7 protein-coding genes are annotated in these 18874 nt (G+C 69.5%); 6 read left to right on the top strand and 1 reads right to left on the bottom strand.

Annotated features, from left to right (window positions below; translation table 11 throughout):
* The first annotated feature begins 73 nt into the window (after positions 1–73).
* Complete coding sequence (gene fepB, locus H7347_RS03395; protein WP_152821390.1) at positions 74–1111, top strand: Fe2+-enterobactin ABC transporter substrate-binding protein; 1038 nt, start codon at positions 74–76, stop codon at positions 1109–1111.
* A 44-nt stretch (positions 1112–1155) separates the two neighbouring features.
* Here the strand turns inward: fepB and H7347_RS03390 are convergent, their stop codons facing one another.
* The gene (locus H7347_RS03390) at positions 1156–1782 is read right to left on the bottom strand and encodes a GNAT family N-acetyltransferase (protein ID WP_152821388.1); all 627 of its coding nucleotides are present in this window, start codon (positions 1780–1782) and stop codon (positions 1156–1158) included.
* Positions 1783–1861: 79 nt separating this feature from the next.
* Here H7347_RS03390 and H7347_RS03385 point away from each other — a divergent pair, with 79 nt between their 5' ends.
* The 5 genes from H7347_RS03385 to H7347_RS03365 form a co-directional block, all read left to right on the top strand.
* Complete coding sequence (locus H7347_RS03385; RefSeq protein WP_152821386.1) at positions 1862–3433, top strand: amino acid adenylation domain-containing protein; 1572 nt, start codon at positions 1862–1864, stop codon at positions 3431–3433.
* Between the two features lie 53 nt (positions 3434–3486).
* On the top strand, positions 3487–9993 hold the full coding sequence (locus H7347_RS03380) for a condensation domain-containing protein (protein WP_152821384.1): 6507 nt from the start codon (positions 3487–3489) through the stop codon (positions 9991–9993).
* The gene (locus H7347_RS03375) at positions 9990–11237 is read left to right on the top strand and encodes a SidA/IucD/PvdA family monooxygenase (RefSeq protein ID WP_152821383.1); all 1248 of its coding nucleotides are present in this window, start codon (positions 9990–9992) and stop codon (positions 11235–11237) included. The genes H7347_RS03380 and H7347_RS03375 overlap by 4 nt, the downstream gene beginning before the upstream one ends.
* A gap of 3 nt (positions 11238–11240) precedes the next feature.
* Positions 11241–12905, top strand: a complete 1665-nt coding sequence (locus H7347_RS03370) for an SIP domain-containing protein (protein ID WP_152821381.1) — start codon at positions 11241–11243, stop codon at positions 12903–12905.
* Between the two features lie 1408 nt (positions 12906–14313).
* On the top strand, positions 14314–18874 hold a 4561-nt coding region (locus H7347_RS03365), incomplete at its 3' end, for a VaFE repeat-containing surface-anchored protein (RefSeq protein WP_186337198.1).

The following is an 18874-nucleotide window of genomic DNA, read 5'->3' as shown; positions in this document are numbered from 1 at the left end:
CCTTGGGGAGGTCGAAGCTGTAGCTTCGCTGTTATCCAACCATGTGAAAGCGTCGTATATCCCAGGAGATCCTATGACTTTCTCTCTTACCCGCCGCGTGACGGCCGTCGCCGCCGGCCTCGCCCTCGCGGTGAGCCTCGCCGCCTGCTCCAGCGAGGACACCGATTCCTCCTCCGCCCAGGGCTCGGAGAGCTCCTCGTCCGATTCCGCCTTCCCGCGCACCGTGGAGACGCAGGATAAGGACAAGCACCCCACGGAGATCACCATCGAGCAGCGCCCGCAGCGCATCGTCTCGGCCTCGGTGAGCCTCACCGGCGCGCTGCTGGCCCTGGATGCCCCCGTGGTCGGCTCCGGCGGCGGTAACCCCAAGGCCCCGATGTTCGCGGACGACACGGGCTTCGGCCTGTCCTGGGACAAGCTGGCCGAGGAAAAAAAGGTGGAGCCGCTGTTTACCATCGGCTCGGCCAACGCCGAGGCGATCCTGGCCCAGAACCCGGATCTGGTGGTGATGTCCAACGTGGGCGCCGATAACGGTGTGGAGATCTACGACCAGCTCAAGGACGTCGTCCCGGTGCAGGTGATCGACTACACCGGCCAGTCCTGGGAGGCGACCACCCGCGAGGTGGCCAAGGCCGCCGGCCTGGAAGAGAAGGCGGATAAGGTCATCGAGGATTACGAGAAGTCCGTGGCCAAGGCCAAGGACAAGATCACGATCGACGGCCCGGTCAACGTGATCGCCCTGTCCAAGGAGGGCGCGGTGAACTTCTTCACCAAGGAGTCCCCGCAGGGCAAGATCTTCACCGACCTCGGCATCGAGCTCTCCGTGCCCGGCGACGACCTGGTGGGCAGCTCCGAGCAAGGCTCGGCGCGCTCCGACGTCAAGGCCGTGAACGCGGAGAACGTCCCGCTGGCCCTCGACGGCAAGACCGTGTTCGTGCTCAACATCGATTCCGATGGCGACGCCGACCATAAGGTCCGCGATAACGAGCAGCTGGCGCAGACCACCGCGGTGTCCGAGGACCGCGTCTACGGCCTGGACGGCGAGTTCTTCCGCATCGACGCGATCGCGGCCCAGGACCTGGTCAAGCACCTCTTGGAGGACTTCTCCTAAGGTCGTGAGGCCCTCAGCCCCGCCCCGGCACCCGGGGCGGGGCTTTATTGCGCGCCCCCGGCCGGGCGCATCTCGAAGATCCGCACTCGGCGATCCGGGCGGTGCTGGAACTCCCCGAGGTCGGTCCAGCCGGTCTTGCGCAGCAGAGAGTGGATGCGGGTGTTGCGGTGATCCGGCTCCGCGATGATCCGGGGGGCCTGGGGATTGGCCGCCAGCAGGGCCTGCGGCAGGGAGTCAAAGAAGGGGCGGAAGAAACCGCGCCCGGTGAGCTCCTCGAGCCCGATGGCGATGTGCACGCCCAGGTCCAGGGGGGAGCAGGGCAGGCAGTAGCTGATGTCGTCCCGGGCCGGGTAGTAGATCTCCAGGTAGCCGACCTCGGCCGGGTCGTGGTCGATCACGGACAGGATCACGGGCAGGGAGTAGGTGCCGGCCAGCCGGGCATCGATGTCGGCGCGCCAGCGCTGCGGGGACCAGGGCTGCTCCCAGGTGCTGGCCAGGTGGGGGCGGCTCATCCAGTCCGCGACGAGGTCGGCGTCGTCGGGCGTGGCCGCGCGCAGGCGGTAGCGCCCGGTCAGCTCGGGCAGGCGCGGCGCGGCGGGCTGGACGGCCTCGGCGGGGACGTCGGTGCGCAGCCGGTGGAGGGGGGATGCGGGCGTTGCGTCGGGGGTCATGGTGGCATTCTTTCGCTATTTTGGTAAATCTATCCTTAGTAACCGTAGTAGCTTTCCCGCATACCTGTAAAAGGATCTCATGGATTTTCTCACCACCGACTCCGCCCGCACGGTCACGGAGTTGCTGGAACGCACCCTGGCCCGTCGCACCGCCGAGGAGGAGGGAGGGGCCAGGGGCCTTCCCCCGGCGATCGTCGTGGACGCCGGGGCCGGGGGCGAGGCGCAGATCCTCACCTACGCCCGGCTGTGCGCGCTCAGCGGGGCACTGGCGCGCCGCCTGGTGCGCGCGGGGGTCGCGCCGGGCACCCGGGTGGCGGTGGTGGCGGGGCGCTCGGCGTGGCAGGCCATCGCCGCGGTGGCGATCCTGCGCGCCGGGGCCGTCTACGTCCCGGTGGATCGGGATAACCCCGCCGCCCGCATCGAGTGGCTGCTGGGCGACTGCGCCCCCGCGGCGGTGCTCTACGACGCCCCGGCGGGCCTCGACGTCCCCGCGCTGACGCTGGCCCCCAGCCTCAACCTCGGCGACCCGGCGATCCGGGAGGACCTAGCGGCGGAGGCCGAGGCGCTCGGCGGCGAGGTCACCCCCGCCCGCCCGGTGACGGGGGACGACCCGGTGTACGTGATCTATACCTCGGGCACCACCGGCACCCCCAAGGGGGCGATCAACCTGCACCGGGGTGTGGCGCACCACCTGGGGTGGATGGCGGAGGCCTTTGGCGGCGAGGGGCACACCGTGCTCAACAAGGCCCCCGTCTCCTTCGACGTGGGCGTGGCGGAGATGCTCAGCCCCCTGGCCTCCGGCGGCACCGTGGTCATCCCCCCGCCGGACTGGTGGCCCGGGGATTCCCTGGCGCTAGCGGAGATGGTGGCGCGCCACGAGGTGACGGTCATGTCCCTCGTCCCGAGCATGATGCGCGCCCTGCTGGATGCGGGCCCGCGCCCCGGGGCGCTGTCCGCGCTGCGCCACCTCCTGCTGGGCGGCGAGGCCGTGGCCGCCGACCTGGTCTCCCGGGTCCGCGAGGTCACCCCCGCGCGCATCCACGGGCTCTACGGCCCCTCGGAGACGGCGATGGACGTGATGTGGGTGGAATACACCCCCGAGGTGCCGCTGCGCCCCGGACAGTGCCTCCTGGGCCTCCCGGAGCCGGGGGTGGGCCTGCGGGTGATCGACCCGGAGACCTCGGAGCGGGTGCGCCCCGGCGAGGTGGGCGAGCTGGTCATCGCCGGGGTGCAGGTGGGCGGCGGGTATTTCCGCCGCCCCGAGCTGACCGCCGCGGCCTTCCTCGATGACCCCGAGGCCGGGCGGATGTACCGCACGGGCGACCTGGTGCGCTTCGACGAGGAGCTGGGAATGTACGAGTTCCGGGGGCGCATCGGGGAACAGGTGAAGGTGCGTGGCAACCGCGTGGAGCTGGGGGAGGTGGAGGCCACCCTGCTCGGCGCGCCGGGGGTCACGGGGGCGGCCTGCCTGCTGGTGGGCGAGGAGCTGTGGGGCTACGTCACCGGCGAGGTCGACCCGGATCGGGTGCGCGCGCACCTGCGCGGGGTGCTGCCGGGCTACGCGGTGCCCGGCCGCCTCGTGCGGCTGGAGCGCCTGCCGCTCGGGCGCAACGGCAAGCTCGATAAGTCCGCCCTGCCGCAGCAACGATAACGACGCAGACATACCGCTAAAGAAGAAACCAAGAAAGGCTTGACGTGGTTGCCATGACGGCCCCCGCCCACCCCACCACCGATTCCGCCGCGCTGCCGCTGACCGGGGCGCAGCGCGGCGTCTTTGACGCCCAGAATATCGACCCCCGCTCCCCGCACTACGTCGTGGGGGAGGTGCTGGAACTGGAGGGGGAGATCGACGTTCCCACCCTGGTGGCCGCGATCGAGGCCACCCAGCGGGAGGCGGAGACGCTGCGCGTGCGGGTCACCCGCCCCGAGGGCGCGGAGGAACCCCGGCAGCGCGTGAGCCAGGAGATCGCCCCGGTCCTCGTCCGCGATCTGCGCTCCGCGCCCCACCCCCGGGCGCTGGCCACCGCGCGCGTCGACGCCGCCAAGACCGCCCTGGCGGAAAGCGCCGCCGCCATGATCGATGTGCCCCTGTGCCGCTATGAGGTGCTGCTGCTGGGGCAGGAGCGCACCTGGGTCATCCAGCTTTACCACCATCTCATCGTGGACGGATACTCCGCGGCGCTGCTCACCCGCAGGATCGGGGAGCACTACACCGCCGCCCTGGCGGGCCGGGCACCCCGGGCCTATCGCGGGGTGAGCCTGGCCCGGATCGTGGAGCAGGACGCCGCCTACGCGGCCTCACCGCAGGCCGAGGCCGACCGCGCCTTCTTCCGTGACCTGCTCGATCCCCCGCCGAACCTGGCCGAGCGCGAGCGCCTCAACGCCGCCACCGGCACGGCCCTGGGCTCTGGGACCACGGTGACCACCACGGTGCGGCTCGCCGCCGAGGATCGGGAGCGGTTCGTGGGTGCCGCCCGCCGGGCGGGGGCCACCTGGGTGGATTGCCTGGTGGCCGTCTACGCCGCCCAGCTGTGGCAGATCACCGGCCGCCCCGAGGCCGACGTGTGCCTGGCCATGCCGGTGATGGCGCGGGCCACCGCCGCCCAGCGCGCCACCCCGCACATGGCGGTCAACGTGCTGCCGCTGCCGGTGCCGGTGCGCGGGCGGACCTCGATGGGCGAGCTGGTGGCCGCCACCGCCGAACGCTTTTCCCGGCTGCGCGAGCACCAGCGCTACCGCGGGGAAAACCTGCCGCGCGACCTGGGCATTCCGGCGGCGGGCGCGCTGCTGCACGGCATGGGCATCAACGCCAAGATCTTCGACGTCACCTTCCGCTTCGGGGAGGTCACTGGGGTGCTGCGCAACGTGGCCGGCGGCCCCCCGGAGGACTTCGGCCTGGTGGTCACCGCCGCGCCCGACGGCGGCCTGGATCTGGGCCTGGAGACCGACCCCGCGCGCGTGCCGCCCGCGCTGGCGCGCGCCCGGCTTGAGGAATTGCGCGCGCTGCTGGTGCGCTTCGCCGCCGGAGACGCGGAGGCCACCGTGACCGACTTCCTGGGCGGCGAGCGCGCGGCGACCGAGCTGATCGACGCCCGCGCCGCCACCGCCCCCGCCGCTGAGGCCAGCCTGCGCCGTCTCATCGACGCCTTGGCCGATTCCCCGCACCCGGCCCTGAGCGCGGGGGAGGAAACCCTCAGCGGCGCGCAGCTGCATAGCCGCGTGCTCGAGACCGCCCGGCGGCTGCCGCGCGGCAGGGTGATCGCCCTCGACCTGCCGCGCGGCATCGACTTGGCGGTGATGGTGCTGGCTGCCCTGTACGCTGGCGTGCCACTGAGCTACCTGGAGCCGGGGCTGCCGGGCGAGCGCCGCCGCGCGATCCTGGACGCCCTGGGCCACCCCTGGGTGGCGGGGCGTGACCCGCTGCCCGAGCCCCCCGAGGCCCCCGGTGCGGAGCCGGAGCCCGCGCCGGGGGACCTCGCCTACGTCATCTTCACCTCCGGGAGCACCGGGGTGCCCAAGGGCGTGGAGGTCACGCGGGCGGCGCTGGAGGCGCTGCTCGCCGGGCACCTGGCCGGGCTGTATCGCCGCCCCCGCTGCGTGGTGGCCCACACCGCCAGCTTCGCCTTCGACGCCGCCCTCGATCAGCTCCTGTGGCTGCTCGCCGGGCACTGCGTGCGCCTTTACCCGCAGCGGATTACCGAGGACGCCGAGGCGGCCGTGGCGGCGCTGCGCCGCGACCGCGTGACGGTCTTTGACAGCACCCCCTCCCTGGTGGGCGCGCTGTTGGCTGCGGGCCTGGGCGAGCTGCCGGATCTGGAGCTTGTGGTGCTCGGCGGCGAGGAGCTGCCGGGGCCGCTGTGGGATGCCCTGGCCGCCGGTCGGGTGGCCGCGGTGAATGCCTACGGGCCCACCGAGGCCTGCGTGGACGCCCTCATGGCGGAGGTCACCCCCGGGACCCCGGTGATCGGCTCCCCTGTGGCGGGCATGCGCGCCTACGCCCTGGACGAGTATCACCGGGTGGTTGGGGACTTCGAGCGCGGCCGGCTCTTCCTGAGCGGCCCGCAGCTGGCCCGGGGCTACCTGGACGAGGAGGCCACCGGGCGGGCCTTTGTCATCCGCACCGTGGATCCGCGCCGAGGCCCGGAGCGGCTCTACGACACCGGGGATCTGGTGCGCTGGATACCCGGACGCGGCTACGAATACCTGGGGCGGGCCGATGACCAGGTGGAGATCAATGGCCGCCGCGTGGAACTCGGGGAGATCGAGGCCGCGCTGCGCGCCACCGAGGGGGTGCGCGCCGCGGTGGCCGCCCGCCACGGTCGGGCCGGGCTGGTCGGCTGGGTGGTGCCGGAGCCGGGCGCGTGGGTCACGCCGGGCTCGGTGCGCGGGTCCGTGGCCGCCGCGCTGCCCGCCGCCCTGGTGCCGGGCCGGGTGGAGGTCGTCGCCGCCCTGCCCACCACCGTCTCGGGCAAGGCGGATCGCCGGGCGCTCCTTGACACCCTGACCGCGCGCCCAGAGGACGCGACCCACAGCCCCGCCCAGGGCGCCCTGCTGGCGGCCTGCCGGGAGCAGGTGGGCGTGGCGATGAGGCCGGAGGAGGACTTCATCAGCCAGGGCGGGGATTCGATCAGCGCCCTGACCGTGGCCACCCGGCTGCGCAAGGAGGGCTGGCGGGTCTGGCCCAAGGACCTGCTTTCCGGCACGCCCCTGGGCGTTCTCGCCGCGTCGATGCGCCGGGAGGAGGCCGCCTCGGGGGCCGAGGAGGCCTTTTTTCAGCCCATCGGTGCGCTGCCGGAGACCCCGGTGGCCCGCCGCCAGCGCGCCGCCGCCCCGGATCGGGAATCCTGGGCCGGCTTCGTGCAATACGCCGGGGTCCCCGGCCCGCCGGTGGGCGCGGAGGCGCTGGCGGGCATGGCCGCCCAGCTTCTCGCTGCCCACGGCGCCCTGCGCATGATCCTGGATTCCGCCGCCGGGGAGCTGGTGGTGCCGCGCGGCGCCCTGGTGGACCCGGCCGAGTGCGTGGGTCGGGTCCCGGTGGGCGACCTGGCGGAGGTGGCCGCGCGCCCCGGCCTGCTCGATCCGGAGGCCGGTCGGCTGCTTCACCTGGTGGCCCTCGAGGGCGGCGGGGTGGGCCTGGTCATCCACCACAGCGCGGTGGACGCCTTAAGCTGGCGCACCCTGCGCGCGGAGGTGGGTCGGCTGCTGCGCGGGGGTCGCCTCGGGCACCGCGCGGACGGCTGGCGCGCCGAGGTGCTCGCGGCCGCCGCCGGCGATTACGCGGCGGAGCTGGGGCATTGGTGCGAGGTGCAGCGCGCGGGGCGGCCCGTCGCCGCCGCGCTGCCCGCCCGCGCCGAGGCCACCCACCGTACCCTGACCATCCCCCCGGCCGCGGCGGCTGCCTTAGCGGAGGAACCCGAGGCCGCGATGCTGGCCGCCCTGGCGCTGAGCGTGGGCGGCTACCTCGGCGTGGAGGGCCACGGGCGCACCGGCTCCCAGGCCACGGTGGGCTGGTTGACCACTGAGTACCCGGTGGCGGTGCGCCCGCCGCGCGGGGGCGATCCGGTGGCCGCGGCGGCCGATGCGCTGGCGGCGGCGCGCGCGGCACGCCGGGAGGTGCCGGGCCAGGGCGCGGGGTATGGCTACCTTGCTGGCGGGGATCCGCGCGGCGGGCTGCACGGGGTGGGCCTGCGTTCCCCCGAGGTGGTGCTCAACGTGCTGCCGGGCGCGGGGGATTTCCGCGTGGCGGATCACCCCCGCCGCAGGCTCACCGAGGCGATGACCGTGAACGTCTTTCTTGATCGATCCCGCATCGAATACACCGCCGACCCCGCGCGCTTCGACGTCGAGGAGGTGCACGAGCGGATCGTGGGACACCTGGGTGCGCTGCGCGCGGCCGCGGCGGGCGGGGTGGGCCCGGCCGAGGTGCGCGCACTGGAGGCCGCGCACGGCCCCATCGAGCGGGTGCTGGCGCTCAACCCCCAGCAGGAGGGCCTGCTCTTTCACGCCCTGGTCGCTCGGGAGGACGCCTACGGCCTGGCCATGAGCATCGACCTGGAATCCACGGGTGGGCCGCTGGAGATGGATCGGCTGGCCGCCGCATGGGAGGAGCTCGTGCGCCGCCACCCGGTGCTGCGCGGCGGCTTCGACGCCACCACGGGCGAGCGCCCGGTGCAGTTCATCCCGCGCGGCACCGGCCCCACTTTCCGGGCGATCGACGCCCGCGACCTCGGCCCGCAGTGGCGGGAACTGGCCGATCACCTGCTGGAAGCGGAGTTTGTTCGGCACCGGAACCTGGCCGCGCCCCCGCTGGTGAGCGCCACAGCGGTGCACCACGGCGAGGATCGCCTCCGGCTGATCCTGGGCGCGCACCACCTCCTCACCGATGGCTGGTCCACCGGGATCATGCTGCGCGAGCTCGTGGCCCTGTATTCCGGGGAGGCACTGCCCGAGCCCACCCCGCCGGAGGCGTTGGTGGGCTGGATCGAGGAGCACCGCGAGGCCGACGCCCGGGCGTGGCGCGACTACCTCTCCGGGGCGGGCCCCGCCACGCTGGTGGCCCCGGGTACCCCGGAGACCGCCTCCGGTGAGGAGCGCGGGATCGAGGTGGACGTGGCCGAGCACGCCGGGGCGCTCGTGGCCGCTGCCCGGGCCGCCGGGGCCACCCCCGCCGAGCTGCTTCAGGTGGCATGGGCCCGCGTGTTGGCCGAGCTCACGGGCGCTTCCGGCGAGGTGGTCTGCGGGATCACCGTCTCCGGGCGACCCCCGGAGCTGCCCGAGGCGGCGGAAGCCATCGGGCTGTTCGCCGCCACCCTGCCCGCGCGCATCGCGGTCAGCGGCGATCCCCTGGCGGATCTGCGCGCCCACCACGCCGCCCGGGCCCGGATGGGCCACCACACGGCGGTCTCGGCGGCGGACATCGGCGCGGCCGGGGTCTTTGACACCATCGTGGTGTATGAAAACGCCCCGGCGGCCCGCCCCGAGGGCCGCCTGCGGGTGGCGGGCACCCAGTCGCGCGGGCGCACCCACTATCCCCTGACGGTGCTGGCCCGCCCGGGGCGGGACTTCGACGTGGTGCTGGCCTATCGCCCGGCCCTGGTGGCCCCGGACACGGCGCGGTGGGCGGCCGACCGGCTGGGCCAGGCGCTGCGCGCCTTCCTCGGCCGTCCGCTGCCGCCGAGCACCCCGCCGCGCCCGGCGGCCCCGCAGTCCGCCCCCGCCGAGGGGAGCGCCCCGACCCCGGCGCCGCGCCGCGCCGCACCGGGCCCCGAGGCGGTGGCGCTCATCGCCGCGGAGATGACGGAGCTGCTGGGCACCACCGTGGGGCCGGATACCCACTTTGCCGAGGCCGGCGGGCACTCCCTGCTGGCGGTGCGCCTGCTGGGCCGCCTCCAGCGCGCGGGGCTGGACCTTGGCATCGGCGACCTCATGGCCGGGGGCAGCCCCCGGGGCATCGCCGCCCGCCTGGGAGCCGAGGACGCCTCCGCACCCACCCCCGGGGCCTTGACGGCGCGCACCATCGGCGGGCCGATCCTGTGGTGCCTGCCGCCCGGCGACGGCCTGGCTACCCCCTGGGAACCGCTGGCGCGGCGGCTGTCCGCCACGGTGCGCGCGGTGACCTGGGGCGGGGAGATCACCCACGCCACCCTGGGCGAGGCGGCCGAGGAAGCCGCCGCCCTCATCCGCGCCGAGCAGCCCCGCGGTCCCTACTACCTGCTGGGATGGTCCTTCGGCGGGGTCCTGGCGCACGCCGTGGCGCACGCCCTGGGCGGGCCCGAGCGGGTGGCCTTCCTCGGCGTGCTGGACGCCTACCCCGCCGGGGCGCTACCCCCGGCCGGGCAGGATACCGAGGCGGCCGTCGCGGGCGAGCCGGACCCGGGCCCGCTGATCGAGGGCCTCGCGGAGCTGGGGGAGAGGGAGGCCGCCGCGCTGCGCGAGCTGGTGGCCGCCAACCTCACCGCCAGCGGCAGGCTTATGGCCCAGGCCGCCGCGCTGCCCTGGGCGGGGAAGGTGCACCTGGTGGTGGCCACCAGGGGCGCCGCCGGCGGGCCGCAGTCCTGGGATCCCGCCTCGGCCTGGGCGTGCGCCGGCGCCGAGGTGGAGGCGTTCGAGGTGGACACCAACCACGTGGGGCTCGTCGGCCCCGAGGGCTGGCGGGACGTTGCCCCGCTGATCGCGCACGCACTCACCGCAATCGAGGAGGAAGAACGATGACCGCTGATCTACTCACCATTGGCGCGGGACCCAAGGCGGTGGCCGTGGCGGCCAAGGCCGCGGTGCTCGGGAAGCTGGGCCTGCCCACGGCCACGGTGCAGCTGGTAGACCCCCTGGGGGTGGGCGGGTACTGGCGCGCCCGGGGCGGCTGGACGGACGGCCGCCACCGGCTGGGCACCCCGCCGGAAAAGGACGTGGGCTTCCCCTACCGCACCCGCATCGCCGGGGAGCACTCGCGCCGGGTGGACGAGGAACTGGCCCGGCACGGCTGGGCGGCCTTCCTCATCGACTCCGGCCGGTACGCCGCCTGGGTGGATCGCGGCCGCCCCGCGCCCGCCCACGAGCAGTGGGCGGACTATCTTCAGTGGGTGGTCGATCGCCTCGGCATCCCCGTGCTGCGCGCCGCCGTCACCGCCGCCCACCTGCGCGAGGATCACTGGGAGGTGGAGACCACCGAGGGGACGCACCGGGCGCGCGCCCTCATGCCCACCGGCCCGGGAAGCAGCGATCGGTGCATCGCCACCGCGCCGGGGGTGTTCTCCCTGGCGAGCTTTTGGGCCCAGCCCGTGCCGGAGGGCGCGCGCGTGGCGGTCATCGGCTCCGGGGAGTCCTCGGCCAGCGTGGTCGAGCACCTGCTGGCCAGCCCGGCCGGGGAGATCACCGTGGTCTCGCCCAGCGCCGCGATCTACACCCGGGGCGAGGGCCAGTTTGAAAATCGCCTGTACACCGACCCGCACCGCTGGGGGGAACTAGACGAGCAGGCGCGCCGGGAGATCCTGGCGCGCACCGATCGCAGCGTGTATTCCGTGCGCATCCAGCAGCGGGCGGCCCTGGACGAGCGGGTGGAACACCGGCGCGGCACGGTGGCGGCGGTGGAACGGACCCCCTCGCGGGCGCTGGCCGTGAGCTACCGCTACCGGCTCCCCGGCGGGGACACCGGGCAAGGAGCGCTGGAGGCCGACCTGGTGGTGGACGCCCGGGGCAACTCCGCGCTCTGGTTCGGGGCCCTCCTCGGGGAGGACACCCGCGAACGTCTGGCCCGGGAGGCCGGTGCTGAGGCGTGGGCGCGGCTGCGACCCCAGCACCTGGAGGAGCGCATCGACGCCTCCCTGCGCTTCGAGGGCCTGGACGGCCGGTTGTTCCTGCCCACGCTGGCCGGGTACCGGCACGGCCCGGGCTTTGCCAACCTCAGCTGCTTAGGCGAGCTCTCGGATAGGATTGTCACCGGCACGAAAGGACTATAAAAAGTGAGCAAGAACAGCAGGAACCGCGAGATCCACCCCATCTGCGTGCGCGACCTCGAGGTGGTGGAGGTGATCGACCTCACCCCAGGTATGCGGCGCATCGTCCTGGGCGGGGAGCAGTTATCCGCCCACGCTTACGCCGGATTCGAGGTTCCGGGCCTGGTCAGCCACGGCTTCGATGACGACGTCCGCCTGATCTTCCCCGATCCCGTCACCGGGCAGCGCCCCCGACCCGAGCCGGACGAGCGCGGCCTGCCCCAGTGGTCGGTCGAGGTTAAGGATCTCTTTCGCACCTATACCGTGCGCCGCTGGGAACCGGAGGCGGGCCGGGTGACCGTCGATTTCGCCCACCACGAGGCCGGGCTGGCCGAGGCGTGGTCGCGCCGGGCGCAGGTGGGTGATCGCCTGTGGGTGGCCGGGCCCAAGAACTGCCTGAGCCTGCCCACGCACACCGACTGGCTGCTTTTGGTGGGCGACGAGACCGCCCTTCCCGCCATCGGCCGCTGCCTGGAGGAACTGCCCGCCGGGCACCGCTGCCTCGCGGTGATCGAGGTGGAGCAGCGCTCCCACATCCAGCCTCTGCCCAGCGCCGCCGAGGTGGAGGCCCACTGGGTGGTGCGCGCCGAGGGCGGCGGCATGGTGGAGGCCGTGCGCGGGCTGGACTTCCCCAAGGGGGAGGCCTATGCCTGGGTGGCGGGCGAGGCGGGCAACCTCCGCCAGCTGCGCCGCGACCTCAAGGAGCGCGGTGTGGCCCCGGAAAACCTGGAGGTTACAGGCTACTGGCGTCAGCGCGAGGTGGCCGACAGCGAGGAGCCCCAGGCCACCGGGTACGCGATGTACGCGCAGCTGGCCGCCCTGCTCGACCCCGTGCCCGGCTTCGCCGTGCGCGCCGCGATCCGAGCCGGGGTCTTCAGCGCCATCGCGGACGCCCCCGAGGCCACCCTCGCGGTGCTCGCCCGCACCACCGGCATCACCTCGGACGCGCTGCGCCGCCTCCTGCGCTACCTGCAATCCCTCGACCTGGTGGTTTACGACGGCCACGCCTACGCGCTCACCGCGCTTTCCCGGGAGCTGGCGGATGAGGACTCCCACCTCGTCGAACACCTCGCCGGGGTGGCCGCACAGCGCACCTTAGCCGTGGCCGGGATCGAGGAGGTGCTGCGCACGGGCGCGCCGCGCCCGGTGCCCTACGACGCCGCCGAGTGGGAGGAAGAAACCGAGGAGGCCGCCCAGTGGGTGGCCCCGGCGCTGGCCGAGGCCCTGGGTTCCCCCGGCCCCGTGGTAGTGGCGGGCCCGGGAGCGGGGGTGTACGCGGAGGAATGCGCGCGCCGGGGCATGACGGCTAGGGCGGTGCCGCTGGCTCAGGCCCCGGCAGAGCGCGCGGGGTTGCTGGTGCTCCTCGACCCCTTTGACCACCTGGGCGGCGAGGAGCTGGCTGACTACCTGCGCCGCGTCAAGGCCGCCGAGGTGGTGGTGCTCACCAAGATCACCCCGCAGGACAACAACAGCGAGCACGACTTTGCCGAGGACATCGTGCGGCTATGCCAGGACGGCACCCGCGTGCCCACCGCCGAGGACATCGACGCCGTGGCCGCTAAGGCCGGGTGGGCGGTGCGTGACACCGCCCGTGTTGGGTGGTCCTCCACGCTGGTGCGGTTGGGGAGGTAGGGGGATTCGTCTCCTTTGCGCGGGCTGTATCGCTCCGCCATGCGCCGTGAGAAAAGAGAGATAAGGGAAAAGGTCTTGCTCCGCTGCGGTGCGTAAAGACCGGACGAGCGGCTCGCGTGGTGGGTGTGCTAGGGGGAGGAGAAGGAACCCGGGGCCATCGCGGAACCCGAGAGGGGGCGAGGTCCGCCGGATTTTTCTATTTTCCCAGTAAGATATCGTGCTTCGTGTGGTTCCAGGGTGCCTCGGTAACGGAATGATCACGATGGAGGTAGGACGAATGATGTCTCTTCACTTCTGAGAACCCTGAAAGTTGTATAAGTTTTTTACGGATTGGATATAATTATTAGTTGTCACTTTGGTCTAGGCTCTGTAGGTGGCCTAGACAGCGTACGAAACGGTATACGGAAGAGGGAGAACTATTTTGATGCATAAACAAAAATACAGCCTCGACCCTGTGCTGCCTGTAGGGTATTCACGAATCATGGTGGCGTTCCTCGCTGCCCTGGCGCTGCTCTGCGGTGTTGTCGTGGCTGCTGGGCAGGCGCGGGCCGAGGAGGGGTTGTTCACCCCGGACTATGGAGAGTCCTTTGATGAGAACTCTAACCTGCCAAAGATGAAGGATCCGAAAGATCCTATTGTGGGTCCTGCTGCGGGTAATGAGGATTCAAAGTTTGGAGATCTTCTCTGGGCTGGTGGTCCGGCCGATGGAAATCAGGGCGTTGGTCATCCGACCAATGATGTTGGTTGGGGATGGTGTATAGACCTTGAGGCATTAAATCCTGGCCAAAAGCATACTGGGGTTAAAGAATTTCCTGTCTACAGGGCTGAAAATGCCTTAAAATTAGATAAATCATATTTTTCTAAAAATTACCCCGAAGGGTACTTCGACGCTGTCATTAATCTCGCCACTCTCATGAATAAGGAGATTGAAGAGGTGCGCAGTGGAGATGCGCGCGGTGGTTGGGACGTTAGGCTGCCCAGGTATCATAATTACTTGCGGGCACTTACCACGGAAAAAGCTGACGGTCTTCGGTCTGCCAGGAGTAATATTGTTAAAGAAAAAGAACTCCAGCCTGTGGGAGATGTGGAGGGTGCTGAAACTCCGAAGCTGAGTCGTCAAGAGTTTAAGGATCTGACGGGCTTTGAGATTACTGATAATCGTGAGCTTAAAAAAGTCGATGATAGTAATTTCTCCTTCAAGGCCAATCCTAATGCTTACGTTGTCTACGTTCCGCCGGTTGGAGATGCTTCTGCTGATGCATATCAGCGTGTTATGCCCGTTGATCAGCCTGGGTTGAATCCTGATGGACCTGTTACGCCGCCGGAGGAGCCGAAGAAGGATTTCAAGCCTGCGGTTTCGACGTCTGCGTCGTTTTCTGAGGAGAAGGATGAGAAGTCTGTTGAGGGTGTGGCTCCGTCGGATGTTGTGTTTGACACGGTGAAGGTGGAGAACATTGTTCCGGGTAAGAAGTATGTCCTGGAGGGTGTTCTGAAGAAGAAGTCGGATTCGTCTGATCTGGGTACGTCTAAGCCGAGGGAGTTTACGTCGGCGGATTTGACGGGTCTGGTGGAGAACGCTGATGGTTCGGTGTCGGGTTCGATTGTGATTCAGGTTCCGGGTGCGTCGGCGTTGCAGCCGGGTGAGTCTGGTGTGGTGTTTGAGCGTTTGACTTCGTCGGAGGTGGATGCTTCGGGTAATGATCTTGCTGAGACTCCTGGGGAGCCGGTGGAGATTGCGAAGCATGAGAATATTGATGATGCTGCTCAGACTGTCACTGTGACGGAGAGGCCGGAGGAGCCGAAGAAGGATTTCAAGCCTGCGGTTTCGACGTCTGCGTCGTTTTCTGAGGAGAAGGATGAGAAGTCTGTTGAGGGTGTGGCTCCGTCGGATGTTGTGTTTGACACGGTGAAGGTGGAGAACATTGTTCCGGGTAAGAAGTATGTCCTGGAGGGTGTTCTGAAGAAGAAGTCGGATTCGTCTGATCTGGGTACGTCTAAGCCGAGGGAGTTTACGTCGGCGGATTTGACGGGTCTGGTGGAGAACGCTGATGGTTCGGTGTCGGGTTCGATTGTGATTCAGGTTCCGGGTGCGTCGGCGTTGCAGCCGGGTGAGTCTGGTGTGGTGTTTGAGCGTTTGACTTCGTCGGAGGTGGATGCTTCGGGTAATGATCTTGCTGAGACTCCTGGGGAGCCGGTGGAGATTGCGAAGCATGAGAATATTGATGATGCTGCTCAGACTGTCACTGTGACGGAGAGGCCGGAGGAGCCCACTCCGGGTACCCCGAAGATCGGGCTGAAGAAGTACATCGGTACCGAGGTCTTCCAGGGCCAGGAGAAGAAGCAGGCCGAGCCTGGTGCCGAGGGCGTGATCGATGCCCAGACCGAGCAGGATGCTTTCCAGGCCAAGAAGGCTGGCGATGAGCTCACGGTGACTTTCGTGGTCACCAACGTGGGCGACACGAACGTCTTTGACCTCAAGCTCCAGGATCGCCTGCTGGCCATAGATAAGTCCCAGACGCGAGTGCAGCATCCCAAGCCCGCCACGGACGAGGATGCGGCCAAGGCCACGATGCTGGCTCCGGGGGAGAGCGTGACCTTCATCGGCACGATCCCCGCTCCGGAGCCCGGTAAGCTGCACGCCGACGAGGCCGAGGCCAAGGGTCTTGCCCCGAAGCCGGGCAACCCGGAGGAGCCGGGTACGGATACGGTGCGCTCCGAGAAGGATCCCGCGCACGCCCTCACCCCCGAGGAACCCAAGGAGGAAATTCCTTCTGCGGAGCTGAAGGTCAAGAAGTTCATCGGTACGGAGTTCCTGCCGCAGAGCCAGGATGCCGCGATCGACTTCACCATTGTGACCAAGGAGAAGGCCGGCACCAAGCAGCCCGTGCACGATACTGGCCTGGATACGGTGCAGGACGCACAGGATGCTCAGTCCAAGTTCACCAACTTCACGCCGGATAACCGCGAGCTGAAGATCACCGTTGTGGTGAAGAACACCGGCGAGACCACGCTCAAGGGCGTGACCGTTGAAGACGTGCTGCCCAATCCTGATGAGTCCAAGGTGAAGGTGGAGAGCTTCGAGGAGATTGCTTTCCTCGCCCCGGGCGAGACCGCTCGGGTGACGGGCACGATCACCGCTGCGGAGGCGGAGAAGCTGAACCTCCATGCCGATTACGTGGAGGCGATGGGTACCCCGGTGAAGAGCAAGGAGGATCCCACCCCGATCGCGTGGGTGGATAACTCCGGTAACACCCCGGTGGAGAAGTCCCCGGAGGAGAAGGTGGCGTCCAACAAGGACACCGCGTACGCCCAGCCCAAGGAGGACACCCCTCCGGTGCAGCCGGGTGAGCCGAAGATCGCGCTGAAGAAGTACATCAACGGCGAGGACGCTCAGACCGAGGACGAGGCCGTGAAGGCTACCAAGGAGGGCGAGAACCTCACGGTGACCTTCGTGGTGAAGAACGTGGGTGACGTGAACGTCTTCAACCTAGAGGTGAGGGATCGCCTGCTGGCCACGGATGATTCCAAGGTGTGGGTGAAGGATCCCAAGCCCGCCACGGACGAGGATGCGGCCAAGGCCACGATGCTGGCTCCGGGTGAGAGCGTGACCTTTACCGGTACGATCCCCGCGCCGAAGCCGGGCGATCTGCACGCTGACGAGGCCGAGGCCAAGGGTCTTGCCCCGAAGCCGGGCAACCCGGAGGAGCCGGGTACGGATACGGTGCGCTCCGAGAAGGATCCCGCGCACGCGGTGACCCCGAAAGACACCCCGAAGTCCGGCCTGTCGCTGAAGAAGTACATCGGCGACCGCGAGTTCCGGGGTTCGGAGAAGCCGCAGAAGTCCGGCGATAAGGAGTTTGGTTCCTCGGGCGTTCTGGATGCCCAGACGCAGGATCGGGCCTACAAGGCCAAGGCGGATCAGGATCTCACGATCACCTACGTGGTCACCAACGTGGGCGAGACGACCATGACGGACGTCTCGATCAGCAAGGATGACCTCATCAAGGACGTCGATACCGCCGGTCAGGCGATCGACCTGGTCAAGGTCAAGCCCGCCACGGTCAAGAAGCTGGCCCCGGGCAAGTCGGAGACGTTTACCGTCACCCTGCCCGCCCTGGGCGCGGAGAAGGTGCACGGGGATGTCGCCCAGGCGCAGGGCAAACCCGTGGACGATAAGGGTAACCCCGTGACCACGTTCGTTCCGGTGGACGAGAAGGGCAACCCGCAGGTGGACGAGAAGGGCAACCCGCTCGTGCAGGACGTCCCCGGCAGCGGCTTCGTGCCGTCCAACGAGGACCCCGCGCACGCCGTGACTCCGAAGGACGCGCAGAAGGCGGACATTCAGCTCAAGAAGTACATCGGCGATAAGACGGAGATCGCCTCCATCGCCGATGCCGAGAAGCTGAACGACTCCCAGGAGAAGAAGACGGCCCACCAGGCCACCGCCGGTGCGGACCTCACGGTCGCCTTCGTGGTCAAGAACACCGGTGACCTGACCCTGAAGGACGTCGCTACTCCGTCCGACGAGCGCATCACCAAGGCCTTCCAGAATCAGCTGGATGGCACTCGCGCCGGACTGGACAAGAAGACCCCGCAGGTCACGGGCATCCGCCTGGCCGAGTTCGCGGGTAACGCGGAGAACCAGAAGCTGCTCAAGCCGGGCGAGAAGGTCGTCTTTGTAGCCGACCTCAAGGCCCCCGAGGCTGGTAAGCTGCACGCCGATAAGGCCAAGACCTCCGGTACGCCGGTGGACGAGAAGGGCAACCCGACGTCGTTCGTGAACGCCAAGGGCAAGCCCCAGCAAGCGGGCACGCCGGTGGAGTCCAACGAGGATCAGGCCCACGCCCTCACGCCGGAGGCGGCGAAGCCGGTGCTGAAGACCTCCGCCAAGTTCAACGGTAAGGATAAGGTCGTGGTCGCCGGTGCGACGATCGTCGATAAGGTGACCTACTCCGGTCTGGTTCCGGGCAAGGCCTACACCCTGGAGGCGCAGCTGATCGAGCGCAAGGGCGAGAAGAAGCCCTTTACCACCGGTGCGGTGGTGGGCTCTGGCTCCCAGAAGTTCACCGCCGATAAGCACGGCAAGGGCAAGGTCGAGGTTCCCATCGTGGTGAACTCCGACGTCAAGAAGCCGGTGCCCGCCGCGGTGGCGTTCGAGACGCTGACCTCGTCCGACGAGGAGGCCCTGGCCGCTAAGGCCGCCGACGCCGTTCTCGATGGCTCCCCGGATAAGGGCGGCATCGTCGTCCTGCCGCAGGGCGTGGAGCGCGGCGGGGTGATCGCCGTGCACCACGACATCAACGACAAGAAGCAGACGGTGACCTCGGATAAGGGCATGGTTCAGCCAGCCCGCCCGACCAAGCCCACCCCGGGCAAGCCCGAGGGGGACAACCCGGAGGAGAACACCACGCCCTCCGATGATTCCTCGGAGCCGGGCGAGCCGAAGTTGGAGTTGAAGAAGTACATTAACGACAACGACGCTCAGGATTGGGCCACCGCCGAGGCGCTGAAGCCGGGTGAGAAGGCCACCGTGAAGTTCGTGGTGATCAACACCGGCGGCGTGGATCTGTTCAACATCGCGCTGTCCGATAAGACGGTGGAGGGCGTTGGCACCGTGGAGAACATCGCTCCCGAGCAGATCGATCGCCTCAACGTGGGCGAGTCCGCTGAGTTCACCGGCGAGCTGACGCTTGCCGAGGGCGAGGAGCACAAGGACGTGGCCAAGGCCGAGGGCGTTCCCCCCAGCCCGGAGAATCCGGACGAGCCCGGCGTGGATCAGACGAAGGTGCCCTCGAACGAGGATCCTGCGCACGCCGTGACCCCGAAGCCGGGCGAGGAGTCCTCCGAGCCTGCTAAGCCTAAGGACAAGCCCGCCGAGCCTGCTAAGCCGGGTAAGGCTGTGGCCCCGAAGCCGAAGCCGGGTAAGGCCCCGAAGATCACTACGGATGCCGCGATTGAGGGCAATGGTC

This window comes from Corynebacterium sp. zg-331 (genome assembly GCF_014267345.1).
In the GTDB taxonomy this organism is placed as follows: Bacteria; Actinomycetota; Actinomycetes; order Mycobacteriales; family Mycobacteriaceae; genus Corynebacterium.
The sequence above is the reverse complement of the archived record's forward strand: the minus strand, read 5'-3'. Positions and strand labels throughout refer to the sequence as shown.